The organism is Phytobacter sp. V69, from assembly GCF_965644215.1.
GTDB lineage: Bacteria > Pseudomonadota > Gammaproteobacteria > Enterobacterales > Enterobacteriaceae > Phytobacter.
In genome coordinates this window covers 1-20,352 of record NZ_CBFFRL010000083.1, presented here as the reverse complement: position 1 = coordinate 20,352, position 20,352 = coordinate 1, and the positions used below count along the sequence as shown (strand labels likewise).

15 protein-coding genes are annotated in these 20,352 nt (G+C 54.9%); 6 read left to right on the top strand and 9 right to left on the bottom strand.

Annotated features, from left to right (window positions below):
• Nucleotides 1–146: 146 nt before the first annotated feature.
• Both ACSZPU_RS13505 and ACSZPU_RS13500 read right to left on the bottom strand, forming a co-directional pair.
• Nucleotides 147–809: a DUF3313 domain-containing protein gene (locus ACSZPU_RS13505; protein ID WP_498999553.1), complete on the bottom strand. Its 663-nt coding sequence runs from the start codon at nt 807–809 to the stop codon at nt 147–149.
• 160 nt (nt 810–969) lie between these two features.
• Complete coding sequence (locus tag ACSZPU_RS13500) at nt 970–2,565, bottom strand: ABC transporter substrate-binding protein (RefSeq protein ID WP_498999550.1); 1,596 nt, start codon at nt 2,563–2,565, stop codon at nt 970–972.
• A 117-nt stretch (nt 2,566–2,682) separates the two neighbouring features.
• On the opposite strand from ACSZPU_RS13500, the gene pepT reads away from it, so the two are divergent.
• Nucleotides 2,683–3,912 carry a peptidase T gene (pepT, locus tag ACSZPU_RS13495; RefSeq protein WP_498999547.1) on the top strand — a complete coding sequence of 410 codons (1,230 nt, stop codon included), beginning with the start codon at nt 2,683–2,685 and terminating at the stop codon, nt 3,910–3,912.
• Here the strand turns inward: pepT and tehB are convergent.
• Nucleotides 3,909–4,502, bottom strand: coding sequence for a tellurite resistance methyltransferase TehB (gene tehB / locus ACSZPU_RS13490; protein WP_498999545.1), 594 nt, complete (start codon nt 4,500–4,502; stop codon nt 3,909–3,911). The two genes, pepT and tehB, sit on opposite strands and share 4 nt — an antisense overlap.
• A 138-nt stretch (nt 4,503–4,640) precedes the next feature.
• On the opposite strand from tehB, the gene ydcK reads away from it, so the two are divergent.
• Nucleotides 4,641–5,621: a YdcK family protein gene (gene ydcK, locus ACSZPU_RS13485; RefSeq protein ID WP_498999542.1), complete on the top strand. Its 981-nt coding sequence runs from the start codon at nt 4,641–4,643 to the stop codon at nt 5,619–5,621.
• On the opposite strand, the gene rimL is transcribed toward ydcK, so the two are convergent.
• The 4 genes from rimL to ACSZPU_RS13465 all read right to left on the bottom strand — a co-directional run bounded on the left by rimL (nt 5,616) and on the right by ACSZPU_RS13465 (nt 10,077).
• A complete protein-coding gene (gene rimL / locus ACSZPU_RS13480) occupies nt 5,616–6,167 on the bottom strand; it encodes a 50S ribosomal protein L7/L12-serine acetyltransferase (RefSeq protein WP_498999539.1) in 552 nt (183 codons plus the stop codon). The genes ydcK and rimL overlap by 6 nt on opposite strands.
• A gap of 47 nt (nt 6,168–6,214) precedes the next feature.
• A complete protein-coding gene (locus tag ACSZPU_RS13475) occupies nt 6,215–7,870 on the bottom strand; it encodes a glucan biosynthesis protein D (RefSeq protein WP_498999538.1) in 1,656 nt (551 codons plus the stop codon).
• Nucleotides 7,871–8,115: 245 nt separating this feature from the next.
• On the bottom strand, nt 8,116–8,895 hold the full coding sequence (locus ACSZPU_RS13470; protein WP_498999535.1) for a transporter substrate-binding domain-containing protein: 780 nt from the start codon (nt 8,893–8,895) through the stop codon (nt 8,116–8,118).
• 12 nt (nt 8,896–8,907) lie between these two features.
• Nucleotides 8,908–10,077 carry a pyridoxal phosphate-dependent aminotransferase gene (locus tag ACSZPU_RS13465; protein WP_498999533.1) on the bottom strand — a complete coding sequence of 390 codons (1,170 nt, stop codon included), beginning with the start codon at nt 10,075–10,077 and terminating at the stop codon, nt 8,908–8,910.
• 111 nt (nt 10,078–10,188) lie between these two features.
• On the opposite strand from ACSZPU_RS13465, the gene ACSZPU_RS13460 reads away from it, so the two are divergent.
• Nucleotides 10,189–11,031 carry a LysR family transcriptional regulator gene (locus ACSZPU_RS13460; protein ID WP_498999530.1) on the top strand — a complete coding sequence of 281 codons (843 nt, stop codon included), beginning with the start codon at nt 10,189–10,191 and terminating at the stop codon, nt 11,029–11,031.
• On the opposite strand, the gene ACSZPU_RS13455 is transcribed toward ACSZPU_RS13460, so the two are convergent.
• Nucleotides 11,028–12,536, bottom strand: coding sequence for a carboxylesterase/lipase family protein (locus ACSZPU_RS13455; RefSeq protein ID WP_498999527.1), 1,509 nt, complete (start codon nt 12,534–12,536; stop codon nt 11,028–11,030). The genes ACSZPU_RS13460 and ACSZPU_RS13455 overlap by 4 nt on opposite strands.
• Before the next feature lie 42 nt (nt 12,537–12,578).
• Complete coding sequence (gene hglS / locus ACSZPU_RS13450) at nt 12,579–13,922, bottom strand: 2-oxoadipate dioxygenase/decarboxylase HglS (RefSeq protein ID WP_498999524.1); 1,344 nt, start codon at nt 13,920–13,922, stop codon at nt 12,579–12,581.
• Nucleotides 13,923–14,214: 292 nt separating this feature from the next.
• Here hglS and ACSZPU_RS13445 point away from each other — a divergent pair, with 292 nt between their 5' ends.
• The 3 genes from ACSZPU_RS13445 to ACSZPU_RS13435 all read left to right on the top strand — a co-directional run bounded on the left by ACSZPU_RS13445 (nt 14,215) and on the right by ACSZPU_RS13435 (nt 20,221).
• The gene (locus ACSZPU_RS13445) at nt 14,215–15,138 is read left to right on the top strand and encodes a LysR substrate-binding domain-containing protein (RefSeq protein WP_498999521.1); all 924 of its coding nucleotides are present in this window, start codon (nt 14,215–14,217) and stop codon (nt 15,136–15,138) included.
• A 141-nt stretch (nt 15,139–15,279) separates the two neighbouring features.
• Nucleotides 15,280–17,577 (top strand): FdhF/YdeP family oxidoreductase, encoded by a 2,298-nt coding sequence (locus ACSZPU_RS13440; protein WP_498999518.1) that lies wholly within the window; start codon nt 15,280–15,282, stop codon nt 17,575–17,577.
• Between the two features lie 256 nt (nt 17,578–17,833).
• The gene (locus ACSZPU_RS13435) at nt 17,834–20,221 is read left to right on the top strand and encodes a glucose/quinate/shikimate family membrane-bound PQQ-dependent dehydrogenase (RefSeq protein ID WP_498999516.1); all 2,388 of its coding nucleotides are present in this window, start codon (nt 17,834–17,836) and stop codon (nt 20,219–20,221) included.
• Nucleotides 20,222–20,352 lie beyond the last annotated feature (131 nt).

Genomic DNA, 20,352 nt, shown 5'->3' with positions numbered 1-20,352 from the left:
CAGTTGCCAGACCGCAAGATGTTTTAACAAATCAAAAGGGGTTTTGATAACTGGCTTAAAGCTGAAAGCTTTCCGGACCCCCCAGCCTAGCTGGGGGTTTTTTGTGCACAAAAAAAGCGCCATCCGCAGGGATGGCGCTGATGTTTTCATTTTTTGGACACATCAAACATGGTGGCATCGGTCGCCATGTTATCAATAACCTGTTTCAGCGTATCCACCGTCAACGGCGCGTTTTCGTTGCTCAGGCTTTTGCCCTCGCCCTGACGTACCACTTTGATGACCGGTTTATTGGTCGCGGCATCAATCAGCTCACCTTCGAAAAAGAGATGCGTATCCATGGTGCGGTGACCCGTCGCCGCCTGCGTACCAGCAATCACCATCGCAACCGGGATCACTTCATAGAACTGCAGGCCCTGTTTGCTGCTGTCCACGCCAGTAATCGCACCGCGGAAAATCAAGCTATGCGCACCCGGAGAGGTTACCAGTGGTTTGCGCTGCGCGGCAGCCGCTTTCAATTTGGTGTTCGTATAAGCCAGCAACCCGTCAAGCGTTTGCTGATTGACCTGGCTGGTCGGTTTTGCCACCGGATAATAGGTAACTGGGTGGTAAACAATGCTGTCGTATTTATTCAGATCAAATGAAGGATCAACCCAGCGCAACACGGGTTTACCGCTTGCGGATGTTGTTTGTTGTAAGTTGGAATAATCTTTTAAGAAGTCGGAATATTGCTCAGGCTGAGTGACTTTTGAGGCACAGCCTGATAACGCAATCAGGCCAGCAAGCACTGCAACTTTAAATACAGCACGCATGGACGTTCCCTTTGAGTTTGTAGATGCCTTAAAAGTTATAGCAAACAACCGGCTACAGTGATGAGGTAAAAAAGCTGACGGGCTCAAATTTTAGAAAAATAAAATATTAACGACCAAAATCAATGCGCTATGCGCCGATGCAACACACCGGCGCGCCTGATTATTTATTGATATCGACCTGGTAGAAAATATGTTTACCGAACGGGTCGACTTCATAGCCTTTTACGTCATTACGTACCGGCTCGAAAATAGTGGAGTGCGCAATCATCACCGCCGGTATTTGATCGTGCATCATCTGCTGGGCCTCTTTATACAACGCCACGCGTTTATCGTGATCGGTTATCGATTTCGCTTCAGCGATGATTTTATCAAACGGCTGATAACACCATTTCGAGGAGTTGGAACCGCCGTTGGCAGACTGGCAGGTAAACAGCGGCCCGAAGAAGTTATCCGGGTCACCCGTCGCCGTTGTCCAGCCCATCAGCGCCGCCTGATGCTCGCCGCCTTTCACCCGTTTTAAATATTCACCCCATTCGTAGGTGACAATTTTCGCATTGACCCCCACTTTCGCCCAGTCGGCCTGAATCATCTCTGCCATGCGTTTTGCATTCGGGTTATAAGGGCGCTGGACCGGCATCGCCCACAAGTCGATGGTGGTGCCTTCCGGCAGCCCCGCTTCTTTCAGCAACGCTTTGGCTTTTTCAGGATCGTAGGCGTAATCCTGCAATTCGCTGTCCGCACTCCACACACCTGGCGGTAAGAGGTTTTTCGCTGCCGTTCCGGTGCCCTGGAACACGGCATTGATAATGGCCGGCTTGTTAATGGCCATCGCCAGCGCCTGACGCACTTTGACGTTATCGAGCGGCGCTTTTTGCGTGTTAAACGCCAGGAAACCGGTATTCAGCCCGGATTTGCTCATCAGCGTGATGTCTTTGTTCTCTTTCAGGTGCGGCAAATCCGCCGGGTTCGGGAACGGCATCACCTGACATTCGTTTTTCTCGATCTTGGCGAGGCGTACCGACGCATCCGGCGTGATGCTGAACACCAGACGGTCGATTTTCGCTTTACCCTGCCAGTATTCCGGGAAGGCGGTAAACAGAATGCGCGAATCTTTCTGGTACTGGGCAAGTCTGAACGGACCGGTCCCGACAGGCTCCATATCCACTCGCTCCGGCGTCCCGGCTTTCAGCATCGCATCGGCGTATTCGGCCGATAAAATCGAAGCAAAGTACCAGGCCAGGTCAGGCACAAAAGGCGCTTCAGGGTGGGCCAGGGTAAAGCGCACAGTGTTGTCGTCTATCTTGTCGATGGCGGTGATCAGCTTGCCAAATTCCAGACTTTCGAAATTGGAGTAGTTGCCGTTGGAGACGTTATGGTAAGGATGCTTCGGATCTTTTTGGCGCATGAACGAGAAAATCACGTCGTCAGCATTAAAATCGCGCGTCGGTGTAAAGTATTTATTGCTCTGAAACTTCACCCCTTTGCGCAGATGGAAGGTATAAACCTTGCCGTCTTCGCTGACATCCCAGCTCTCTGCGAGGCTTGGCTGGAGTTCGGTTGTCCCGGCTTTAAAATCGACGAGACGATTATAAACCGGTACCGCGCTGGCGTCGACGCTGGTTCCCGAGGTGTAGAGTTGAGGGTTGAAATTCTCAGGGCTTCCTTCTGAACAGTAGACCAGTGTTTTCGCTGCCACAGAGGAACTCACTGCCAGGGCCAGCAAGGCCAGTGCAACTGTTGTCTGTTTTCTAGTCATAGTTTTTCCTGTCGTTTTCTTTCCATGTGCCAAATAGTGCTTGTTGTTTGCGCTTTCATAAATAACATTAAAGTCATATTGTAAGCACCTGATAAGTCAAATAAAGAAGGAATCACTATGACATCGCCCCTCGCCAGTCAATTAACGCAACGCTTGTTTCGCTATCTTGCTATCACCAGCCAAAGCGACGCTGCCGCGACGACATTACCGACCACGCCAGGCCAATTCGACATGGCGCGCGCACTGGCGCAAGAGCTGCAAACGCTGGGTCTGGACGACATTGTGCTCGATGAACACGCCACGGTAACCGCCGTGAAAAAAGGCAATGTGCCGGGCGCGCCGCGTATCGGTTTTATCACCCATATCGACACCGTAGACGTGGGACTATCACCGGATATTCATCCGCAAATTCTGCGTTTTGAGGGTGAAGATCTCTGCCTGAATGCCAGCAAAGATATCTGGCTGCGGGTGGAAGAACACCCGGAAATTAACGCCTATCCCGGTGAAGAGATCATTTTCAGCGACGGCACCAGCGTACTGGGGGCTGACAACAAAGCCGCCGTCACGGTGGTGATGACCTTGCTGGAAAATCTGACGTCAGAACTGCAACACGGCGATATCGTGGTAGCCTTTGTGCCGGATGAAGAAGTGGGCCTGCGTGGGGCGAAAGCGCTGGATCTCAAACGCTTCGATGTTGATTTTGCCTGGACTATCGACTGCTGCGAAAAAGGCGAGATTGTGTTTGAAAACTTCAATGCCGCCTCGGCGTCCATCCACTTCACCGGCGTCACCGCGCACCCGATGTCGGCAAAAGGCGTGCTGGTTAACCCGCTGCTGATGGCGATGGATTACATCAGCCATTTCGATCGTCTGGAAACCCCAGAGCACACCGAAGGCCGTGAAGGCTATGTCTGGTTTAACGGGATGGAAGCGGTTCAGGGACATGCGCATCTCAGCGCCAGTATTCGTGACTTCGATAAAGAGAGCTTTGCGCGCCGCAAAACGCAGATTGCCGACGTCGCAAAAAAAATCGCCGCGCAATACCCCACTGCAAAAGTGGAGTACAGCATCAGCGATATCTACAGCAATATCAGTAACGCAATTGGCGAAGATAAACGCGCCATTGATTTGCTTTTCGAGGCCATGACCACGCTGGGGATTACCCCTAAACCCACGCCGATGCGCGGGGGCACGGACGGCGCGGCGCTGTCGGCAAAAGGATTGTTAACCCCGAACTTCTTTACCGGCGCACACAATTTCCACTCGCAGTTTGAGTTTCTGCCGGTGAAATCGTTCGAGGCCTCTTACAAGGTTGCGCTGCAATTGTGTCTGCTGACCGCGCGTTAAGCTTTACGCGCCAGTAAGGTCGCAAAACGCAGTTTGATACGATTGCCGTTGGCGTCGGTGCGGTGCAGCTCACCGACGTCTTCGTTATATTTTTCCAGCGCCCATCCCGCGTAGTAATCACGCAGTTCATTCTCTTTAAAGGCAAACGGGAAACCGACGGTGCACGGGAAATCAGCCGTATCCATCGCTGCCACGATCAGGTTGTAGCCCCCCGCTTTCGTGCAACGCTGCATATTGGCGATCAGCCCCGGAATGGTCTGCGGCTCAAGGAACATCATCACTACGGTTGAGAGAATAAAATCGTATTCGCCCTCAAAAGTGAGCGCATTCAGGTCGGCAACCGAGGCATGCAGATTGTTCAGCGCTTCGGCCTTGCAAATGGTCTCAATATTGTTGATGCTCATGGCATTTTTATCCCATGCCGTCACATCAAAGCCGTTGGCCGCCAGGTAAAGACTATTACGCCCGTTGCCACAGCCGAGATCCAGCGTTTTACCCGGCTTCACGAACTGTGTGGCAAAAAGCACATCGGAATGGGTGCGGGTCAGTCCATATTTCTCAGTAAAATAGTTCTCATCAAACGTCGTCATTATTCTTCCTCAGATTCCCCACGCGTAGGCCCATATTTAATAAGCTGCATTTAAAATGCATTTTATGTTTTTTCATCCTGAATAGCCAGTATCGCAAAGTTTGCTACGTTTATCGTGGGGAATTAACGGAAGCAACTAATGAATAAATACCGACTCAGTGATGAGCGCCGTGCGTTCAGTTATGAGATTAACGGCGAAAAACAGAAGGTCACCCTGCGCCAGATTATTGCGTTACGGGATTTTAGCGATGTGACGGCAGGCACCGCCGGCGGCTGGGTGGACGACGAAAACGCCCTGTCGCAGACGGGAAACTGCTGGATCTACGATGTGAACAGCATGGTGTTTGCCAATAGTCATGTGCGCGGCGATGCCCGTCTGACGCAGTCTTGCCTTGCTTGTCATGGTGTTGAAATTGGCGATAACAGCTGGATAGATGCTGCCGAGCTGAGTCATGGTGCGAGATTAAGTGACAACGTCACGGTTCAGGCGTCGACCGTACGTGGCGTCTGCCACCTGTTCGGTAATGCGCGTATTTTACACGGCTGCGAAATCATCGCAGCGCAGGGGCTGACGCCGGACAACCAGCAAATTTTGCAAGTCTACGACCGGGCCACCGTCACCTGCTCGCGCGTGGTGCATCAGGCGCAAATTTACGGTGACGCTATCGTCAATCACGCCTTTATTGAACATCGGGCCGAAGTATTTGATTTCGCCATCCTCGAAGGCAATGAGGAAAATGATTTCTGGGTGTGTGACTGCGCCAAAGTCTACGGCAAAGCGCGACTGGTGGCCGGAACCGAAGAAGACGCCATTCCCACGCTGCGCTACAGCGCACAGGTGGCAGAAAATGCGACGGTCGAAGGTAACTGCGTGCTCAAACATCACGTGCTGGTCGGCGGCAATGCGCACTTAATCGGCGGGCCGATTTTGCTGGATGAAAAAGTGGTGATTCAGGGCAATGCGCGTATCAAAGGCAATGTGCTGATCGAGCACCATATTGAAATCACCGATGACGCGGTGGTGGAAGCTCCGGAGGGTGACAGTATTTTGCTGCGCGGGCACAAGGTGATTAATGGCGCGCAGTATATTACCCGCACGCCATTAGCCGGACTGCTATAAGAAGCGATCGATGATCTGACCGTAGATGTTCTGGTCGTAAAAACCGCCGTTCAGGAACTCCGCCTGGCGCAGGCAGCCTTCGAGGATAAAACCGTTACGCAGTGCCACACGGTTGCTGGCCTCGTTGGCGACGCGGCATTTAATCACAAAACGGCGGATATCCCCACGATGGGCATAAAACATCATGAACGCCTGCAGGCAGGTAGAAATAATGCCCTTGCCTTCTTTGTCCTGATCCAGCCAGTAACCGATATAACCGGTTTTATTGGTCGGCTCGATGGAGTTAAAGGAGAGTACGCCCACCAGCACGTTATCTTCGAGGATCATGAACATTTTGGCGTAGCCACGCTCGTGCAGGATGATGTTGCTCTGCGCTGTTTGCCGGGTTTGTTCCACCGAGCGAACATACTGCGGCCAGTCCAGGTAGTGCTGTAGCCATTCACGGTTTTTCACGATCAACTGGTGCAGATCGTGCACAAAGCGCTCATCAATGGCATGCAATGCCAGATGATCGTTCACAACGATCAAGCTGTCGGTGGAATCCATGACCTCTCCTTGTATCAGCACCTCCCTCAGCGAGGGAGGTGACCGATTTAACGCATGATGCGATCGTCCACGTAGTTGCGTTTATCCGGCGCGGGCAGGAAATACTGGTACAGCCAGGTCTCACTGATCGCATCGCCCTGACAGCGCAGGAACAGGCGCATTTCAACCGGGTCGGTGGAATTGGAGGTTGGGTACCAGTCGAACAGAATACGGTAGCCGTCGAAAGGCTCAACATACAGGATTTCGACCTGTTTGGCTTCACCGTTAGACAAGGTAATGACCGGCTCGATCCCCTTCGGCGCAGCGGCTTTGAGATCACCACCCACAAAATCAATGGCAAAACGGCGGGCCCATTTTTCCGGGTAATGTTCGCCCGGAGCCCAGCCTTCCGGGAAACCGCCCATACCGGTACGGGTTGCGTAAACGCGCGCCAGCGGTGAACGCACCGGCGGCATCGCGCTCCAGTACAGACGATACTGGAACGCCAGCTCATCACCAGCACGCACCGGTTTTTCCGGCTGCCAGAAACACACCACGTTATCCAGCGTTTCACCCGTGGTAGGGATTTCCATCAGCCCGACGCTGCCTTTACCCCATTTATTACGCGGCTCGACCCACAAACTTGGGCGTTTGTTATACCAGCCCATCACGTCCTGATAGTGCGAGAAGTCGCGATCAAGCTGCAGTAAACCGAAGCCTTTCGGGTTGTTGTCCATAAAGGCGTTGAATTGCAGTTTCTGTGGGTTATTCAGCGGACGGCACACCCACTCACCGTTACCGCGCCACATGGCCAAGCGGTCGGAATCGTGAATTTGCGGATGGATGGTGTCACACACGCGGCGTTCGTTGTTACCACAGCTGAACATGCTCGTCATCGGCGCGATGCCCAGCTGTTTGATGTCTTTGCGCGCATACAGGTGGTTATCCACCTCCATAATCACCTGGCTCTGCTCGCAGTGGATCACAAACTTGTATGCCCCGGTCAGGCTCGGGCTGTCCAGCAGCGTATAGACCGTAAACGAGGTGTCAGACGCTTTTGCGGTTTCAAACCAGAACGCGGTGAAATCCGGGAACACTTCCGGCGTATCGGCAAAGGTATCAATTGCCGCGCCACGAGCGGAAAGGCCGTACTGGTAGGTACTGTCTACCGCGCGGAAATAGCTGGCGCCCAGGAACGAGACGATGTCGCGACGCGCCAGTTCAGGCGCTTTAAAGGCGCGGAATCCGGCAAAACCGAGGTCGCTCTGCCCTTCAAGCTGCTTCGTGTCGACGCCCGCATCGTGGTAGTTAAACAATTCAGGACGGAAATGAATCTCACGCGCCTGTTGGGTCGAAGGGTCAAGGGAGAACATGCGCACACGGCGGCGGAACCCCATCCCCATATGGAAGAACTGCACGTCCAGCTGACGGCCTTCAACATTGTTCCACAGGGAGTGCTGCGCATCGTACTGAATGGCGTTGTAAGCCTGCGGTGTCATGTTGGCAAGAGTATCCGGCAGAGGACGCGGCGCGCCGCCCCACGGCTGCTGAGCCAGGTCATGCGCCATGGATTGCAGCACGGAAAAATCGAAACGACGACTCTGACCATCGGCGATATCGGAATCTGCAGCAAACGCCGCACGGGAGAACAGAGATGCAAAGCCGGAAGTCCCGCACGTAGCGGCCAGCGCCATTGATGCTTTAATGAAACGTCTGCGGTTCATGCCTGAGAATACGTCCTTATGGTCGTGAGAAGAGGTTTTGTACAAAACAAAACCACGGCAAAAGCTATCGGTTATGACCGCACACTCTAGACAAAATTGATTGAGAATCCAATTGTTGGCGAGTGATATTCTGCGCAAAGCGGAAAATATTTTTGTCGATGGGATGATACTTAATTACAGGTAAAGTTAGGTATAAAAAGACCCCATCCGGACATCGACGGCTGGGGTCACAAAAGGTCGGCTTATTATTTAGCGCTGACGCTAACATCAATACCCGGGAAGTATTTCTCCGCCAGAGTTTTGATGGTGCCGTCGGCACGTACTTTATCAATCGCGGCGTCGAGTTGCTTTTTGGTGGCCTCATCACCTTTACGCAACCCAAAGCCGATGCCGCTGCCCAGGATCGTATCGTCAGATACCGGTTTGCCGATAAAGCCAAACCCTTTACCCTGCGGCTTGCTCAGGAAACCTGCCTGCCCGGCCGCTGACATCACCAGCGAGGCGTCAATACGACCATTCAGCAAATCACCCCATGCCATATTCTGATCTTTATAAGACACCACGGTGACACCATGCTTCTCCCAGTGCTCTTTTGCATAAGTTTCCTGAATGGAACCCTGCAAGACGCCGATGGTTTTGCCTTTCAGACCTTCAGCCGTCGCTTCCATGCCATCTTCTGCTTTCCCCACCAGCTGAGACGGAATGCGGTAGATAGGTTGGGTAAAGTCGATACTTTCACGACGCTTTTCGGTGATGTTCATCGCCGAGTTAATGGCATCAAATTTTTTCGCCACCAGCCCGGGGATCAATGCATCAAACGAGGTTTCAACCCAGGTGCATTTCAGCTCTGCAGCTTTACAGATGGCCTTGCCCAGATCGATATCAAAACCTTCCAGTTCCCCGGAAGCATTGCGGCTCTCAAACGGCGGATATTCCGCTTCCAGGCCATAGCGAAGCTGAGTTGCGGCGAAAGAAGAAAATGAGCAAAGCATGCCCATGCCCAGAAAGAGTGCTTTCAATTTCACAATTAACGCTCCTTAGCGTGGCTTAACACGACACAGGGCCTGCGCGCCTGCTCTGAGTGTCGCCTCGTCTTTAGCAAAAGAGAGGCGAATCAATTTGTTATCAGTACCATCAGTGTAAAACGCCGATAACGGAATGGTGGCAACGCCGTAATCGATAATCAATCGTTTCACTATCTCGCTATCGCTCTCGTCGCTGAAATGGCTGTAATCCGCCAGCAGGAAAAACGAACCTGCGCTTGGTAATAAACGGAATGGCGATTCTGCCAACAGTTTTTGCAGCAGATCGCGTTTGCGCTGATAAAACGCCGACAGCGACAGCCAAGTCTGCGGATCCGTCATATGCTCGGCGAAAGCGTACTGCATTGGCGTATCGGCGGAAAACATCAAAAACTGATGGACCTTCACAATTTCATCCATCAACACCGATGGCGCGACGCAATACCCCACGCGCCAGCCCGTCACATGATAGGTCTTACCGAATGATGAAATGATCACACTGCGCTCAGCGAGCTGCGGGTGCGTCGCCATGCCGTGGTGCGGCTGTCCGTCAAACACCACATGCTCATACACTTCATCGGACAGAATCACGATATCGGTGTTACGCGTCAGCGCCGCCAGCTGTTGCAGGTCATTTGCACAGAAGACCTGCCCGCTCGGGTTATGTGGCGTATTGATGATGATCATCCGGGTTTTCGGGGTGATTGCTGCCCGAACTTCATCCCAGTTCACCGCAAAATCGGGAACAGTGAGTTTAATGGCGATAGGGGTCGCCCCCTGCAGGCGAACAATCGGCGCGTAGCTGTCGAACGACGGCTCGAAATAGATAACCTCATCGCCCGGATGCACCAGACCGCTGATGGCTGAATAGAGGCCTTCGCTGGCGCTGGCGGTGATCAGGATTTCGCTGTCCACATCGTACTGCGTGCCGTAGAGGTCGCTAATTTTCTCGGCAATGCGCGCTTTAAGCGGGCGTAAGCCCGTCATCGACGCATACTGGTTATGATCGGCCTGCATCGCCCGGGTCACGCTGGAAATCAGCTGCGGGTCGCAGGAAAAATTGGGCGCGCCCTGAGAAAGGTTAATCGCATTATGCTGTGCGGAAAGCTGGCCAATAACGGTAAAAATGGTCGTACCCACGTCGGGTAATTTGGAGCGGGTTTTCACCGGTGTACGCAAAGTCATTCTTAATCCTTTCTCATTAAAAGTGCATAACCATTCAAATAAAAGTGCGTTGAGTCCACAACCGATTTGTTGTCATAATAGCCATGAATAAATTGCATAGCTGGAGCCGCCATGTCGAACCGTACGTTGCCGCTGAACGCCATTGACGCTTTCCTGGTCACCGCCCGCCATTTAAACCTCACCCATGCGGCAAAAGAGTTATGCCTGACGCAGGGCGCGGTGAGTCGCAAGATTGCCTCGCTGGAGGCGTGGTTTGGTTTTCCGCTGTTTGAGCGTCATGCGCGCGGTCTGCGGCTGTCGCCCCAAGGCAGCGCCCTGCTACCGGAGCTGCGTGCGGCGTTTGAGCATCTGCAAACCATTGCCGGGCAGGCGCGGGCACAGCAAACGGTGGTCCGTCTGAAGGCGCCAACCTGTGCGATGCGCTGGCTGGTTCCACGTCTTATCCACCTTGAGCAAGCCTGCCCGGATTTGCAGGTGGCGCTAACCACCACCACCGATCATGGCGTGAACTTCAAAACAGAACCTTATGACGCGGCCATCGTCTTTGGTACCCATTTCAGTGCGGGTGACCTGCTGTTTGATGAAGCGTTAACCCCGGTGATGAGCACGCAATTTGCGGCCTGCGAAACGCTCAATAACTTGACGTTCCTGCATCCAACAAGGGACAAGACCGACTGGTCCCTGTGGCTGGCAAAACAGGACAGCGCGAAATGGGTTATGAAAAAAAATCAACACTTCGACACCATGGATCTGGCGATCACGGCGGCCATTCAGGGGCTGGGGGTGGCGATTGCCGATGAAACGCTGGTGGCGGAGGATATTCGCGCCGGACGCCTGATGCGCCCTTATGCACAGAGCGTTAAGACCGGGGCGAGCTATCGCCTGGTGCTGCGGGCTTCACAAAATAATGCCGCCGGTCTGGCGGCATTTCGCACAGGTTTGCTGGAAAATTAATCGAGTTTGACGTGATGGCGCATCACCCGTTTAAACAACGTCAGGCGGGCGCGCATAAAGCGATTTGTCATACGAAAACCCGCATGTTTATTCAGTCCCATGCGCAGCAGTCTGTCGCGCCCTTTAATGCTCGCCTGCCAGCGCACAGGCCCGTGCAGTGCATCGCAGGTGACACTGGCGTGGCGGGCAAAATGCACCCAGTAATCGGCGATGCTGGCGGCAAATGCCAGATCCCGTTCATTGGCGTAGCTGCGTACCGGATCGGTCAGCATAATATTATCGAATACATACGGCACTTCATTTCCATGCCAGGCACCGTTGGCGTAGGTGTCATGTTCGGCTTCAGCCACGTAATCAAACCAGTAGCGCCAGCACGGCTGCCCGACGCGCTGCTGCGCCTGCATAACCACCAGCCCCAGTGAGGTAAAGGCCATATCCCGGCACACCTGACGCCCCAGCTCCTCATCGCCCTTCACCCCAGGGTAAAGCAGCTTGATGATCCCAAGACCAAAACGCTGCTCCCGACGCAGCGTATCAATTTGCCCGGCCAGATCGACGCCAAACTCGGCCATCACGCTGGCTTCGTCGCTGTTCGACCCCACGATGACCGGCATCGGATGCTGCGTGGTGCTGAAAAAAGCGTCCAGCGCAGGCTTCGGCAGCACGCTGTCACCGGAAATCGGCGCGGGGGCGATTTTCAGCGGTGAGGTCAACGGGCAGAAAGCGTCAGCAGGGATCGCACGCAGATCCTCGGCGCTGGCGTTGGGCACGCCAAGATGTTCGGCAACGGCGATGCCTTTTTCCAGCGCGCGCTCGAGCGGGGTATCTGGCAAGGTATAGCTGCTCTGAATAATGGCTTTATGGAACAGCCCCTTTGCCTGCGGCGAAGCCATCAGCGACATCACGCTGCGCCCCCCGGCCGATTCGCCAAACAGCGTGATATTGCGGGCATCGCCACCGAAGGCATGAATATTGTCTTTCAGCCAGCGCAGGGCGGCGATTTGATCAAGCAGGCCGAAATTGCATACGGTCTCGCCCTCTTCCCCCTGTAACGCCGGATGGGCGAAAAAGCCCAGATGGCCAAGGCGATAGTTGAGCGTCACCAGCACCACGCCGCGTCGGGCGAGCGCTTTCCCGTCATAAGGTGGCAGATCGCCCGCCCCCATGGTAAAACCGCCGCCGTGCAACCAGACCATCACCGGCAGCGGCGCAGTACGCACTGCGGGTGTACAGATATTCAGGTAGAGACAATCTTCGGAAAGCCGTCCGGGATCGCCACCGGCGATTTGCGCGCAAATTTCACTGTTTTGCCAGCTGGCGGCGGAAAAGGTATCGGCAACGCGGATCCCCTGCCTGGGTTCGACAGGCTGAGGTGCCCGCCAGCGTAATGGGCCAACGGGCGGTGCCGCGTACGGGATACCTCGCCAGACCAGGCAATCAGTATCGGTGACACCCACAAGCGTGCCGTGGCGGGTTTCTGCTATCGGGGCGGAAGGATTTTCCATGACAACATCCTGTTTATTCATATCCGTAGCAGAGTACCGTTTTTATAACAGACCGCAACGTCGTTTGCTGCGCTCCACCGCCTGCTGATACAGGGTGAACTCATCCAGCACTTCACAACCCAGCGCCTCTTCAAAACGCAGTTTACTGGCGTTGCCGTGGCTGCGCTGCTGGGTTTCATTGCCGAGGTTCGACTGGAAGATCCCGGCGGCGCTGACAGGGAGAAAATCTTCATAGATGATGGGTTGCGCAACTACCCAACCGCGCTCGATAAGCGGCTGCGGGTCATCGCCGGGGCGAATAGCCTTGCGGTGCGACTCGCCGGACGGGGTCAGACGGTAGCGGAAATAGGCCAGTTGCTGGCGACGAAGCAGCATTTCGCTGTCCGGGAAGGGCTGGAACACTTCCTGTAAATGGAGCTGGTGCGTCAGGTTGTCTTTCCCGGTGTCGGCTTTGTTTAATAGTTGGTCATACAGCGCCCTGCCTTTCGGCGTCAGCGCCATGCCGCGCTGTTCAATTTCACCAAAGCGCGCGGTGTGCGTCCCCTCCTGCTCGCCGTTAAACAGCACCGGCTCATCCAGCGCTTTAAAGCTGGTCTGGCGCAGTAATATCGGCACGTCACGGCGCGGTGGCCCTTCAATCAGGATTTTCGGCTCAATACCGTATTTCGGCATTAGCGCCTGCACCCGGTCAATATCCAGCGTGCGCGGCGTCAGATAGTTAATATGGCAGCCGGGAAAGCAGACCACATCGGCAATCAGGCGGTGCTCATTATGCAGCGCGTGGTATGTCCGGGCATCCACCGTAGCATGGCGATGCCAGCGAAAGGTTTCGAGCGCCTCTTTGACAAATTCGTTTGCCTGCCCGGACGTAAACACCCCGCTCTGCTCATGCAGGGCGATCAGCTCGCGGCAACGCGGTGTGAAAATATCCCGACGTTGCAGGATGGCGGCGGCTTTATCACGCAGTTGCGCATCGTCAATCAGTTCGAGGCGCAACAACGAGGTAAAGATGCGAAACGGATTGCGCGCCAGGGCTGCGTCATCGATGGGACGAAAGGCGGTGGAGTGTACCGGCACGCCTGCCTGTGACAGGTCGTAATAGCTCACCGGAAACATCCCCATAATCGCAAACATGCGCCGTAGCGTTGATAACTCCTCTGCACTGCCCACGCGAATTGCCCCGTGGCGTTCAACGTTGAGTCGCGCCAGTTCATCGGCATTGACCAGTTGTTCATGCAACCGCGGGTTGTTCTCAAGGACGGCCAGATTGACGTCGGCGACCAGCTCCAGCAACGTGCCGTACTGCGGAACTTCCTGCTGATACATCGCTGACATTGCCTGCGAAAATTGTTCCCGAATCTCATCAGCCGTGATGGTGTTCGCCATATTGTCATGCCTCCAGTATGTATTACCTGGAGTGTAGAGAAGCCCGGCGTGGCCCGAGGGAGAGAATTTACGAAGTGTGATCGCGGCAGAAAACCAAAATTGTAGTGTTTACGGCTATTTGCATAACCAAAAATTATGTTTAAACCCCCACAGACATGCGGGTGACATCACAGTGCGGGCAAAATTTGTTTGTAACTCAAGGAGATTAAATGTTAAGAATGTTTTGCTATCAAGTTAACAAAATTAAGCAACTTTACTTGCCACGGACATCGCTTCGCTTTTACATCATCTTATGGAAAAAAATGGTTTGTTCTCTCAGCGCATTCGCTTGCGCCATCTGCATACGTTCGTAGCCGTCGCTCAACAGGGAACCCTGGGGCGCGCGGCGGAAACCCTCAACCTTAGCCAGCCAGCACTGTCCAAAACGCTCAATGAGCTGGAACAACTGACCGGAACACGTCTGTTTGAACGCGGTCGTCTGGGCGCACAACTGACCCTGGTGGGCGAGCAATTTTTAACCCATGCGGTTCGGGTGCTTGATGCGCTCAATACTGCGGGTCAGTCGCTCAACTACAGGCCCGAGCAAAACAACGCCATCATCCGCGTCGGCGCCCTACCGACCGCCGCGCTGGGTATTCTGCCGTCGGTTATCGGCCAGGTGCATAAGCAGCAGCCGGATATCACCATTCAGGTCGCCACCACCAATAACCCGATGATGCTGGCGGGCCTAAAATCTGGCGAGCTGGACGTGGGTATTGGCCGGATGTCAGACCCGGAACTGATGAGCGGGCTGACCTATGAACTATTGTTCCTGGAATCACTGAAACTGGTGGTTCGCCCGAACCATCCGTTGTTGCAAACCACGGTAACGCTCAGCCGGGTGCTGGAATGGCCGGTCGTCGTGCTGCCAACCGGCACCGTGCCGCGCCAGAACACCGAAGATCTGCTGCAAAGCCAGGGCTGCAAACTGCCGACCGGATGCATTGAAACCCTCTCGGCGTCGTTATCGCGACAACTGACGGTGAATTTTGATTACGTCTGGTTCGTGCCTTCCGGCGCGGTGAAGAATGACCTTCGCGACGGTACGCTCACTGCGCTACCGATCGCACTGCCGGGCGTGGGCGATCCTATCGGCATTCTTACCCGTGTCGATGCCCCGCTCTCCGCTGGCGTGCAGACGCTGATCAACGCCATTCGCAAAACCGTACCGGATTAATCTCCGGTCGTGGCAGGCGCAGGCAGTTGCGCAAATGGTAAACTTATTGTTAATTGTGTGATAAAAGATAGTTGTTGATTAAGGGTTGTTGTTACGCGGCGTAGTGTTTGCGCAAGAGCAATCCGCTGTCCGGAAGAACACATGAAATTCAAAACTGCCATAAAACCCTATCGCGCCGCTGCCGGCGGACTGGGTTCCCTGGAAGCGACAACCCGCTTCGTTATCGACAGCAAAAATGCCCTTAAAAACATGCGCAACCTGCTGCGCATGAACAAAGCTCGTGGTTTCGACTGCCCCGGCTGTGCCTGGGGTGATGACAATAAAAGCACTTTCAGCTTCTGCGAAAACGGTGCGAAAGCGGTGACCTGGGAGGCAACCCGCCGCCAGATTGACGCCAGCTTCTTTGCACAACACAGCGTGGCCGCCCTCAATCGCCAGAGCGACTATTTTCTTGAATATCAGGGCCGAATTACCGAGCCACTGCGCTACAACCCGCAAACTGACCACTACGAACCGGTGAGCTGGAGTGATGCCTTTGACCTGATCGGTCGCCATATCCGTGAGATGGACCATCCGAACCAGATGGAACTCTATACCTCCGGTCGCGCCAGTAACGAAGCCTCTTATCTGTATCAATTATTTGGCCGCATGGTCGGCACCAATAATTTCCCCGACTGTTCGAACATGTGCCACGAAGCCAGCGGTTCCGGGCTGAAACGCAGTATTGGCGTGGGCAAAGGCACCATCCATCTTAACGACTTTGAGCAGGCCGACGCCATTTTCGTCTTTGGGCAGAACCCTAGCACCAACCACCCACGTATGCTCCACAGCCTGCGCCACGCGGCCGATCACGGTGCAAGCATCGTGACCTTTAATACCCTGCGCGAGCGTGGCCTGGAACGTTTTGCCGATCCACAAAAACCGCTGGAAGTGGTCACCTCAATGGCGGGGGCGATCAGTTCCGCCTATTACCAGCCGAATCTGGGTGGCGATATGGCCGCCGTGCGCGGGATGGTGAAAGCGCTGCTGGAAACCCACCGTCAGCGTCTGGCGAACGGCGAACCCGGTATTTTTGATGACCCCTTTATCGCCCAACACACCACGGGTATCGAGGCCTGGTTTGCGCAAATCGATGCCACCGACTGGCTGACCATTGAAGTGCAATCCGGCCTGAGCGAGCAGCAATTACGCGATGCCGCCGCCGTCTGGCAGAACGCTAAACGGGTGATTTGCACCTGGGCGATGGGCATTACCCAGCATAAACACTCGCTGGATACGGTCCGTGAGATCGTCAACCTGCAACTGCTTGGCGGCCATCTGGGTAAACCGGGTGCAGGACTGTGCCCGGTACGCGGGCACAGTAATGTGCAGGGTAACCGCACCATGGGGATTGATGAAAAACCCTCGGCCGCCCTGCTCGACAGCCTGGCGCGACACTTTAATTTCGAGCCACCGCGCGCCCCCGGGCACCACACCGTGGCGGCCATTCAGGCCATGCTGCGCGATGAAGTGAAAGTGCTGGTCGCCCTGGGCGGTAACCTCGCGGCGGCCGCGCCGGACACCACGCTGACCTGTGAAGCCCTCAAACGCTGCGGCCTGACCGTGCATATCAGCACCAAACTCAACCGTACCCATCTCATGCCGGGTGCCCAGTCGCTGATTCTGCCAACTCTGGGGCGTACCGAAGAGGACATGCAGGCCACGGGCCGTCAGTTTGTGACGGTGGAAGACTCATTCAGCATGGTGCATGCATCCGAAGGGATCGGTAAGCCGCTGGCGAAGACGCAAAAATCAGAAACCGCGATTGTTGCGAGTATCGCCCACGCGGTACTGGGTAACAGCAAAATGGACTGGCTGGCATTAGCGGATGATTACAACCTGATCCGCGATCATATCGCCGCCACTATCCCCGGCTTCCAGAACTTTAACGAACGCTGCGAAGAACCCGGTGGTTTCTGGCTGGGGAATGCGGCGGCAGCATTTACCTTCGCCACACCATCCGGTAAAGCGGAATTCAGCGGTGCCCCACTGCCGGATTCTGTCTGCCCGGAGATTAGCGCACCCTTTGTGTTACAGACATTACGCTCACACGATCAATACAACACCACCATTTACGGCCTGGACGATCGCTATCGCGGCGTTTACGGGCAGCGCGACGTACTGTTTATGCACCCGGACGATATTCAGGCGCTGGGGCTGAACGATGGCGATCGGGTCGACATTACCACCCTGTCGACAGACGGCATTACGCGCCAGGTTGAAGGGTTCCGTCTTGTGGCGTACGCCATCCCGCGCGGTAACCTTGCGGCCTATTATCCGGAAACGAACCCGCTGGTTCCCCTGACCCGCTACGGCGACGGCACCGGAACGCCGACGTCCAAATCCATTCCTGTCACCATCACTCCTTCGCAGAGTATCGATACGCTGCGCATTGCCTGATCCTACTGGCCCGCCGCGTGCGGGCCAATTCTCAAATAATGCGATATTATTTATTAACAATTGCTTCAAGCAATTTAACAGATTTATCATATCCGCAAATTCACCAAATGGTTCATTACCCATAGCAACGGTGAGTTTTTACGCGGATATACGCAATTAAATCTGCAATAAAACGATACCCCTCTATAACAGTTACCCATTTGGTACACAGTTCGCGATTGCGTGCCGGATGGTAGGTGTTTTTAAGGAGATGGACATGGCACCTGGCAGCACCCCACGCAGGCTGGTTACCCTTCTGCGCTGGCTTCTCGCCATTCTGATGCTCGTCATCGGTCTGGCAATCGGCATTCCTGGCATCAAACTCATCACATTAGGCGGTAGCATCTGGTTTACCGCGATGGGCGTCGTGATGCTGATTTCCGCAATTCTCATCCTCAGAAATCGTCCCGGTGGCATCATTTTGTATGCGCTGGGCTTTATCGTTTCGATCATCTGGGCAATTTATGACGCGGGCTGGTCATTCTGGCCGCTGTTCTCGCGCCTGTTCACCTTTGGCGTGCTGGCATTTCTGGCTGCGCTGCAGTGGCCTTTTATGCGCGCTCAGCAGACGGCAAAACCGGTTAACAAATCTGCGTTTAGCCTCGCGGCGATCCTTGCCGTTGTGCTGCTGGTCAGCGTTGGCGGCATGTTTAAAACCTGGAATGTGATTTCCCCGACCGAATCCGTCACAGTTAAACCGGTTGCGCCAGGCAGCGAACAGCATGACTGGAAGCACTGGGGCAATACCACCCACGGCGATCGTTTTGCCGCACTTGACCAGATCAACAAACAGAATGTCGACAAGCTGCAGGTCGCCTGGGTTGCCCATACCGGGGATATTCCGCAGAGCAACGGCTCTGGTGCAGAAGACCAGAATACGCCGCTGCAGATTGGCGATACGCTGTATGTCTGTACCCCGTACAGCAAAGTGCTGGCGCTGGATGTGGATTCCGGTAAAGAAAAATGGCGCTATGACGCGAAAGCGACGGCACCAAACTGGCAGCGCTGCCGTGGCTTAGGGTATTACGAAGAGTCACGCACGGCCGCCTCTCCAGCCGCACAGACACAGCCTGCCGCCTGCGAGCGCCGCCTGTTCCTGCCAACCACCGACGCACGTCTGGTGGCACTTAATGCAGACAACGGCCAGCCTTGCGCAGACTTTGGTGACAAAGGCACCGTTGATCTGAGCATCGGCATGGGCGATATCAAACCGGGCTATTACCAGCAAACGTCCACCCCGCTGGTCGCTGGCAATGTCGTTGTAGTGGGGGGTCGCGTGGCGGATAACTTCTCCACCGGTGAACCGCCGGGCGTGGTTCGTGCCTATGATGTCCACACCGGTAAACTGGCGTGGGCGTGGGATCCGGGCAACCCGGACCTGAAAGGCCTGCCGCCGGAAGGACAGACCTACACGCGTGGTACGCCGAACGTCTGGTCGGCCATGTCTTACGACGCGAAACTGAATCTGATCTATCTGCCGACGGGTAACGCCACGCCAGATTTCTGGGCAGGTGAACGTACTGCGCTGGATGACAAATACAGCTCATCGATTGTGGCGGTAGACGCGACAACCGGTGACGTGCGCTGGCATTTCCAGACCACTCACCACGACCTGTGGGATTTCGACTTACCGTCGCAGCCGCTGCTGTATGACTTACCTGACGGCAAAGGCGGCACCACGCCGGTACTGGTTCAGACCAGCAAACAGGGCATGATCTTTATGCTCAACCGCGAAACCGGCGAGCCGGTGGCGAAGGTTGAAGAACGCCCGGTTCCGGCCGGTAACATTAAAGGCGAACGTTATTCCCCTACCCAGCCGTACTCTGTGGGCATGCCGATGATCGGTAATGAAACCCTCAAAGAGTCCGACATGTGGGGTGCTACGCCTATCGATCTGCTGATGTGCCGTATCGCCTTTAAAGGCATGCGACATCAGGGTGTCTTTACGCCGCCGGGGCTGGATCGCGCACTGCAGTTCCCGGGTTCGCTTGGCGGTATGAACTGGGGCAGCTTCTCGGTTGACCCGACAAACAACCTAATGTTCGTCAACGACATGCGTCTGGGTCTGGGTCTGGCAAACTACATGGTGCCGCGTGAAAACGTCGCCAAAAACGCCAGTGGTATCGAGATGGGTATTGTTCCGATGGACGGCACACCGTTTGGCGCCATGCGTGAACGTTTCCTGTCACCGCTGGGCATTCCGTGCCAGAAACCCCCGTTCGGGACCATGTCCGCTATCGACCTGACCTCCGGGAAAATGGTGTGGCAGGTACCGGTAGGCACCGTTCAGGACACCGGCCCGCTGGGTATTCGCATGCATATGCCAATTCCGGTGGGTATGCCGACACTGGGCGCATCGCTGTCCACGCAGTCTGGCCTGCTGTTTTTCGCGGGTACCCAGGATTTCTATCTGCGCGCGTTTGATACCGCGACGGGTAAAGAGATCTGGAAAGACCGTCTGCCGGTGGGTAGTCAGTCTGGCCCGATGACCTATGTTTCGCCGAAAACGGGCAAACAATACATCATCATCAATGCGGGTGGCGCACGTCAGTCCCCGGATCGCGGTGATTACATTATTGCCTACGCGTTGCCGGATAAGCAGTAAGTTTAGTCATGCTCCAGGTCGTGCTATAAATGACAAACCCGCCATTTCGGCGGGTTTTTTATATTTGCATGAACACCACCTCCTATGGAGGTGGTCAGCAATAAGTTGGCTCTGCCAATAATGCTACTCAT

What these genes read in the sequence shown, in the direction of transcription:
- ACSZPU_RS13500 (WP_498999550.1), bottom strand. Translation starts at nt 2,565, where the DNA reads ATGACTAGAAAACAGACAACAGTTGCACTGGCCTTGCTGGCCCTGGCA.
- ACSZPU_RS13465 (WP_498999533.1), bottom strand. Translation starts at nt 10,077, where the DNA reads ATGACTTTGCGTACACCGGTGAAAACCCGCTCCAAATTACCCGACGTG.
- ACSZPU_RS13445 (WP_498999521.1), top strand. Translation starts at nt 14,215, where the DNA reads ATGGAAAAAAATGGTTTGTTCTCTCAGCGCATTCGCTTGCGCCATCTG.
- ACSZPU_RS13505 (WP_498999553.1), bottom strand. Translation starts at nt 809, where the DNA reads ATGCGTGCTGTATTTAAAGTTGCAGTGCTTGCTGGCCTGATTGCGTTA.
- ACSZPU_RS13435 (WP_498999516.1), top strand. Translation starts at nt 17,834, where the DNA reads ATGGCACCTGGCAGCACCCCACGCAGGCTGGTTACCCTTCTGCGCTGG.
- ACSZPU_RS13455 (WP_498999527.1), bottom strand. Translation starts at nt 12,536, where the DNA reads ATGGAAAATCCTTCCGCCCCGATAGCAGAAACCCGCCACGGCACGCTT.
- ACSZPU_RS13475 (WP_498999538.1), bottom strand. Translation starts at nt 7,870, where the DNA reads ATGAACCGCAGACGTTTCATTAAAGCATCAATGGCGCTGGCCGCTACG.
- ACSZPU_RS13460 (WP_498999530.1), top strand. Translation starts at nt 10,189, where the DNA reads ATGTCGAACCGTACGTTGCCGCTGAACGCCATTGACGCTTTCCTGGTC.
- hglS (WP_498999524.1), bottom strand. Translation starts at nt 13,922, where the DNA reads ATGGCGAACACCATCACGGCTGATGAGATTCGGGAACAATTTTCGCAG.
- ydcK (WP_498999542.1), top strand. Translation starts at nt 4,641, where the DNA reads ATGAATAAATACCGACTCAGTGATGAGCGCCGTGCGTTCAGTTATGAG.
- tehB (WP_498999545.1), bottom strand. Translation starts at nt 4,502, where the DNA reads ATGACGACGTTTGATGAGAACTATTTTACTGAGAAATATGGACTGACC.
- pepT (WP_498999547.1), top strand. Translation starts at nt 2,683, where the DNA reads ATGACATCGCCCCTCGCCAGTCAATTAACGCAACGCTTGTTTCGCTAT.
- ACSZPU_RS13440 (WP_498999518.1), top strand. Translation starts at nt 15,280, where the DNA reads ATGAAATTCAAAACTGCCATAAAACCCTATCGCGCCGCTGCCGGCGGA.
- rimL (WP_498999539.1), bottom strand. Translation starts at nt 6,167, where the DNA reads ATGGATTCCACCGACAGCTTGATCGTTGTGAACGATCATCTGGCATTG.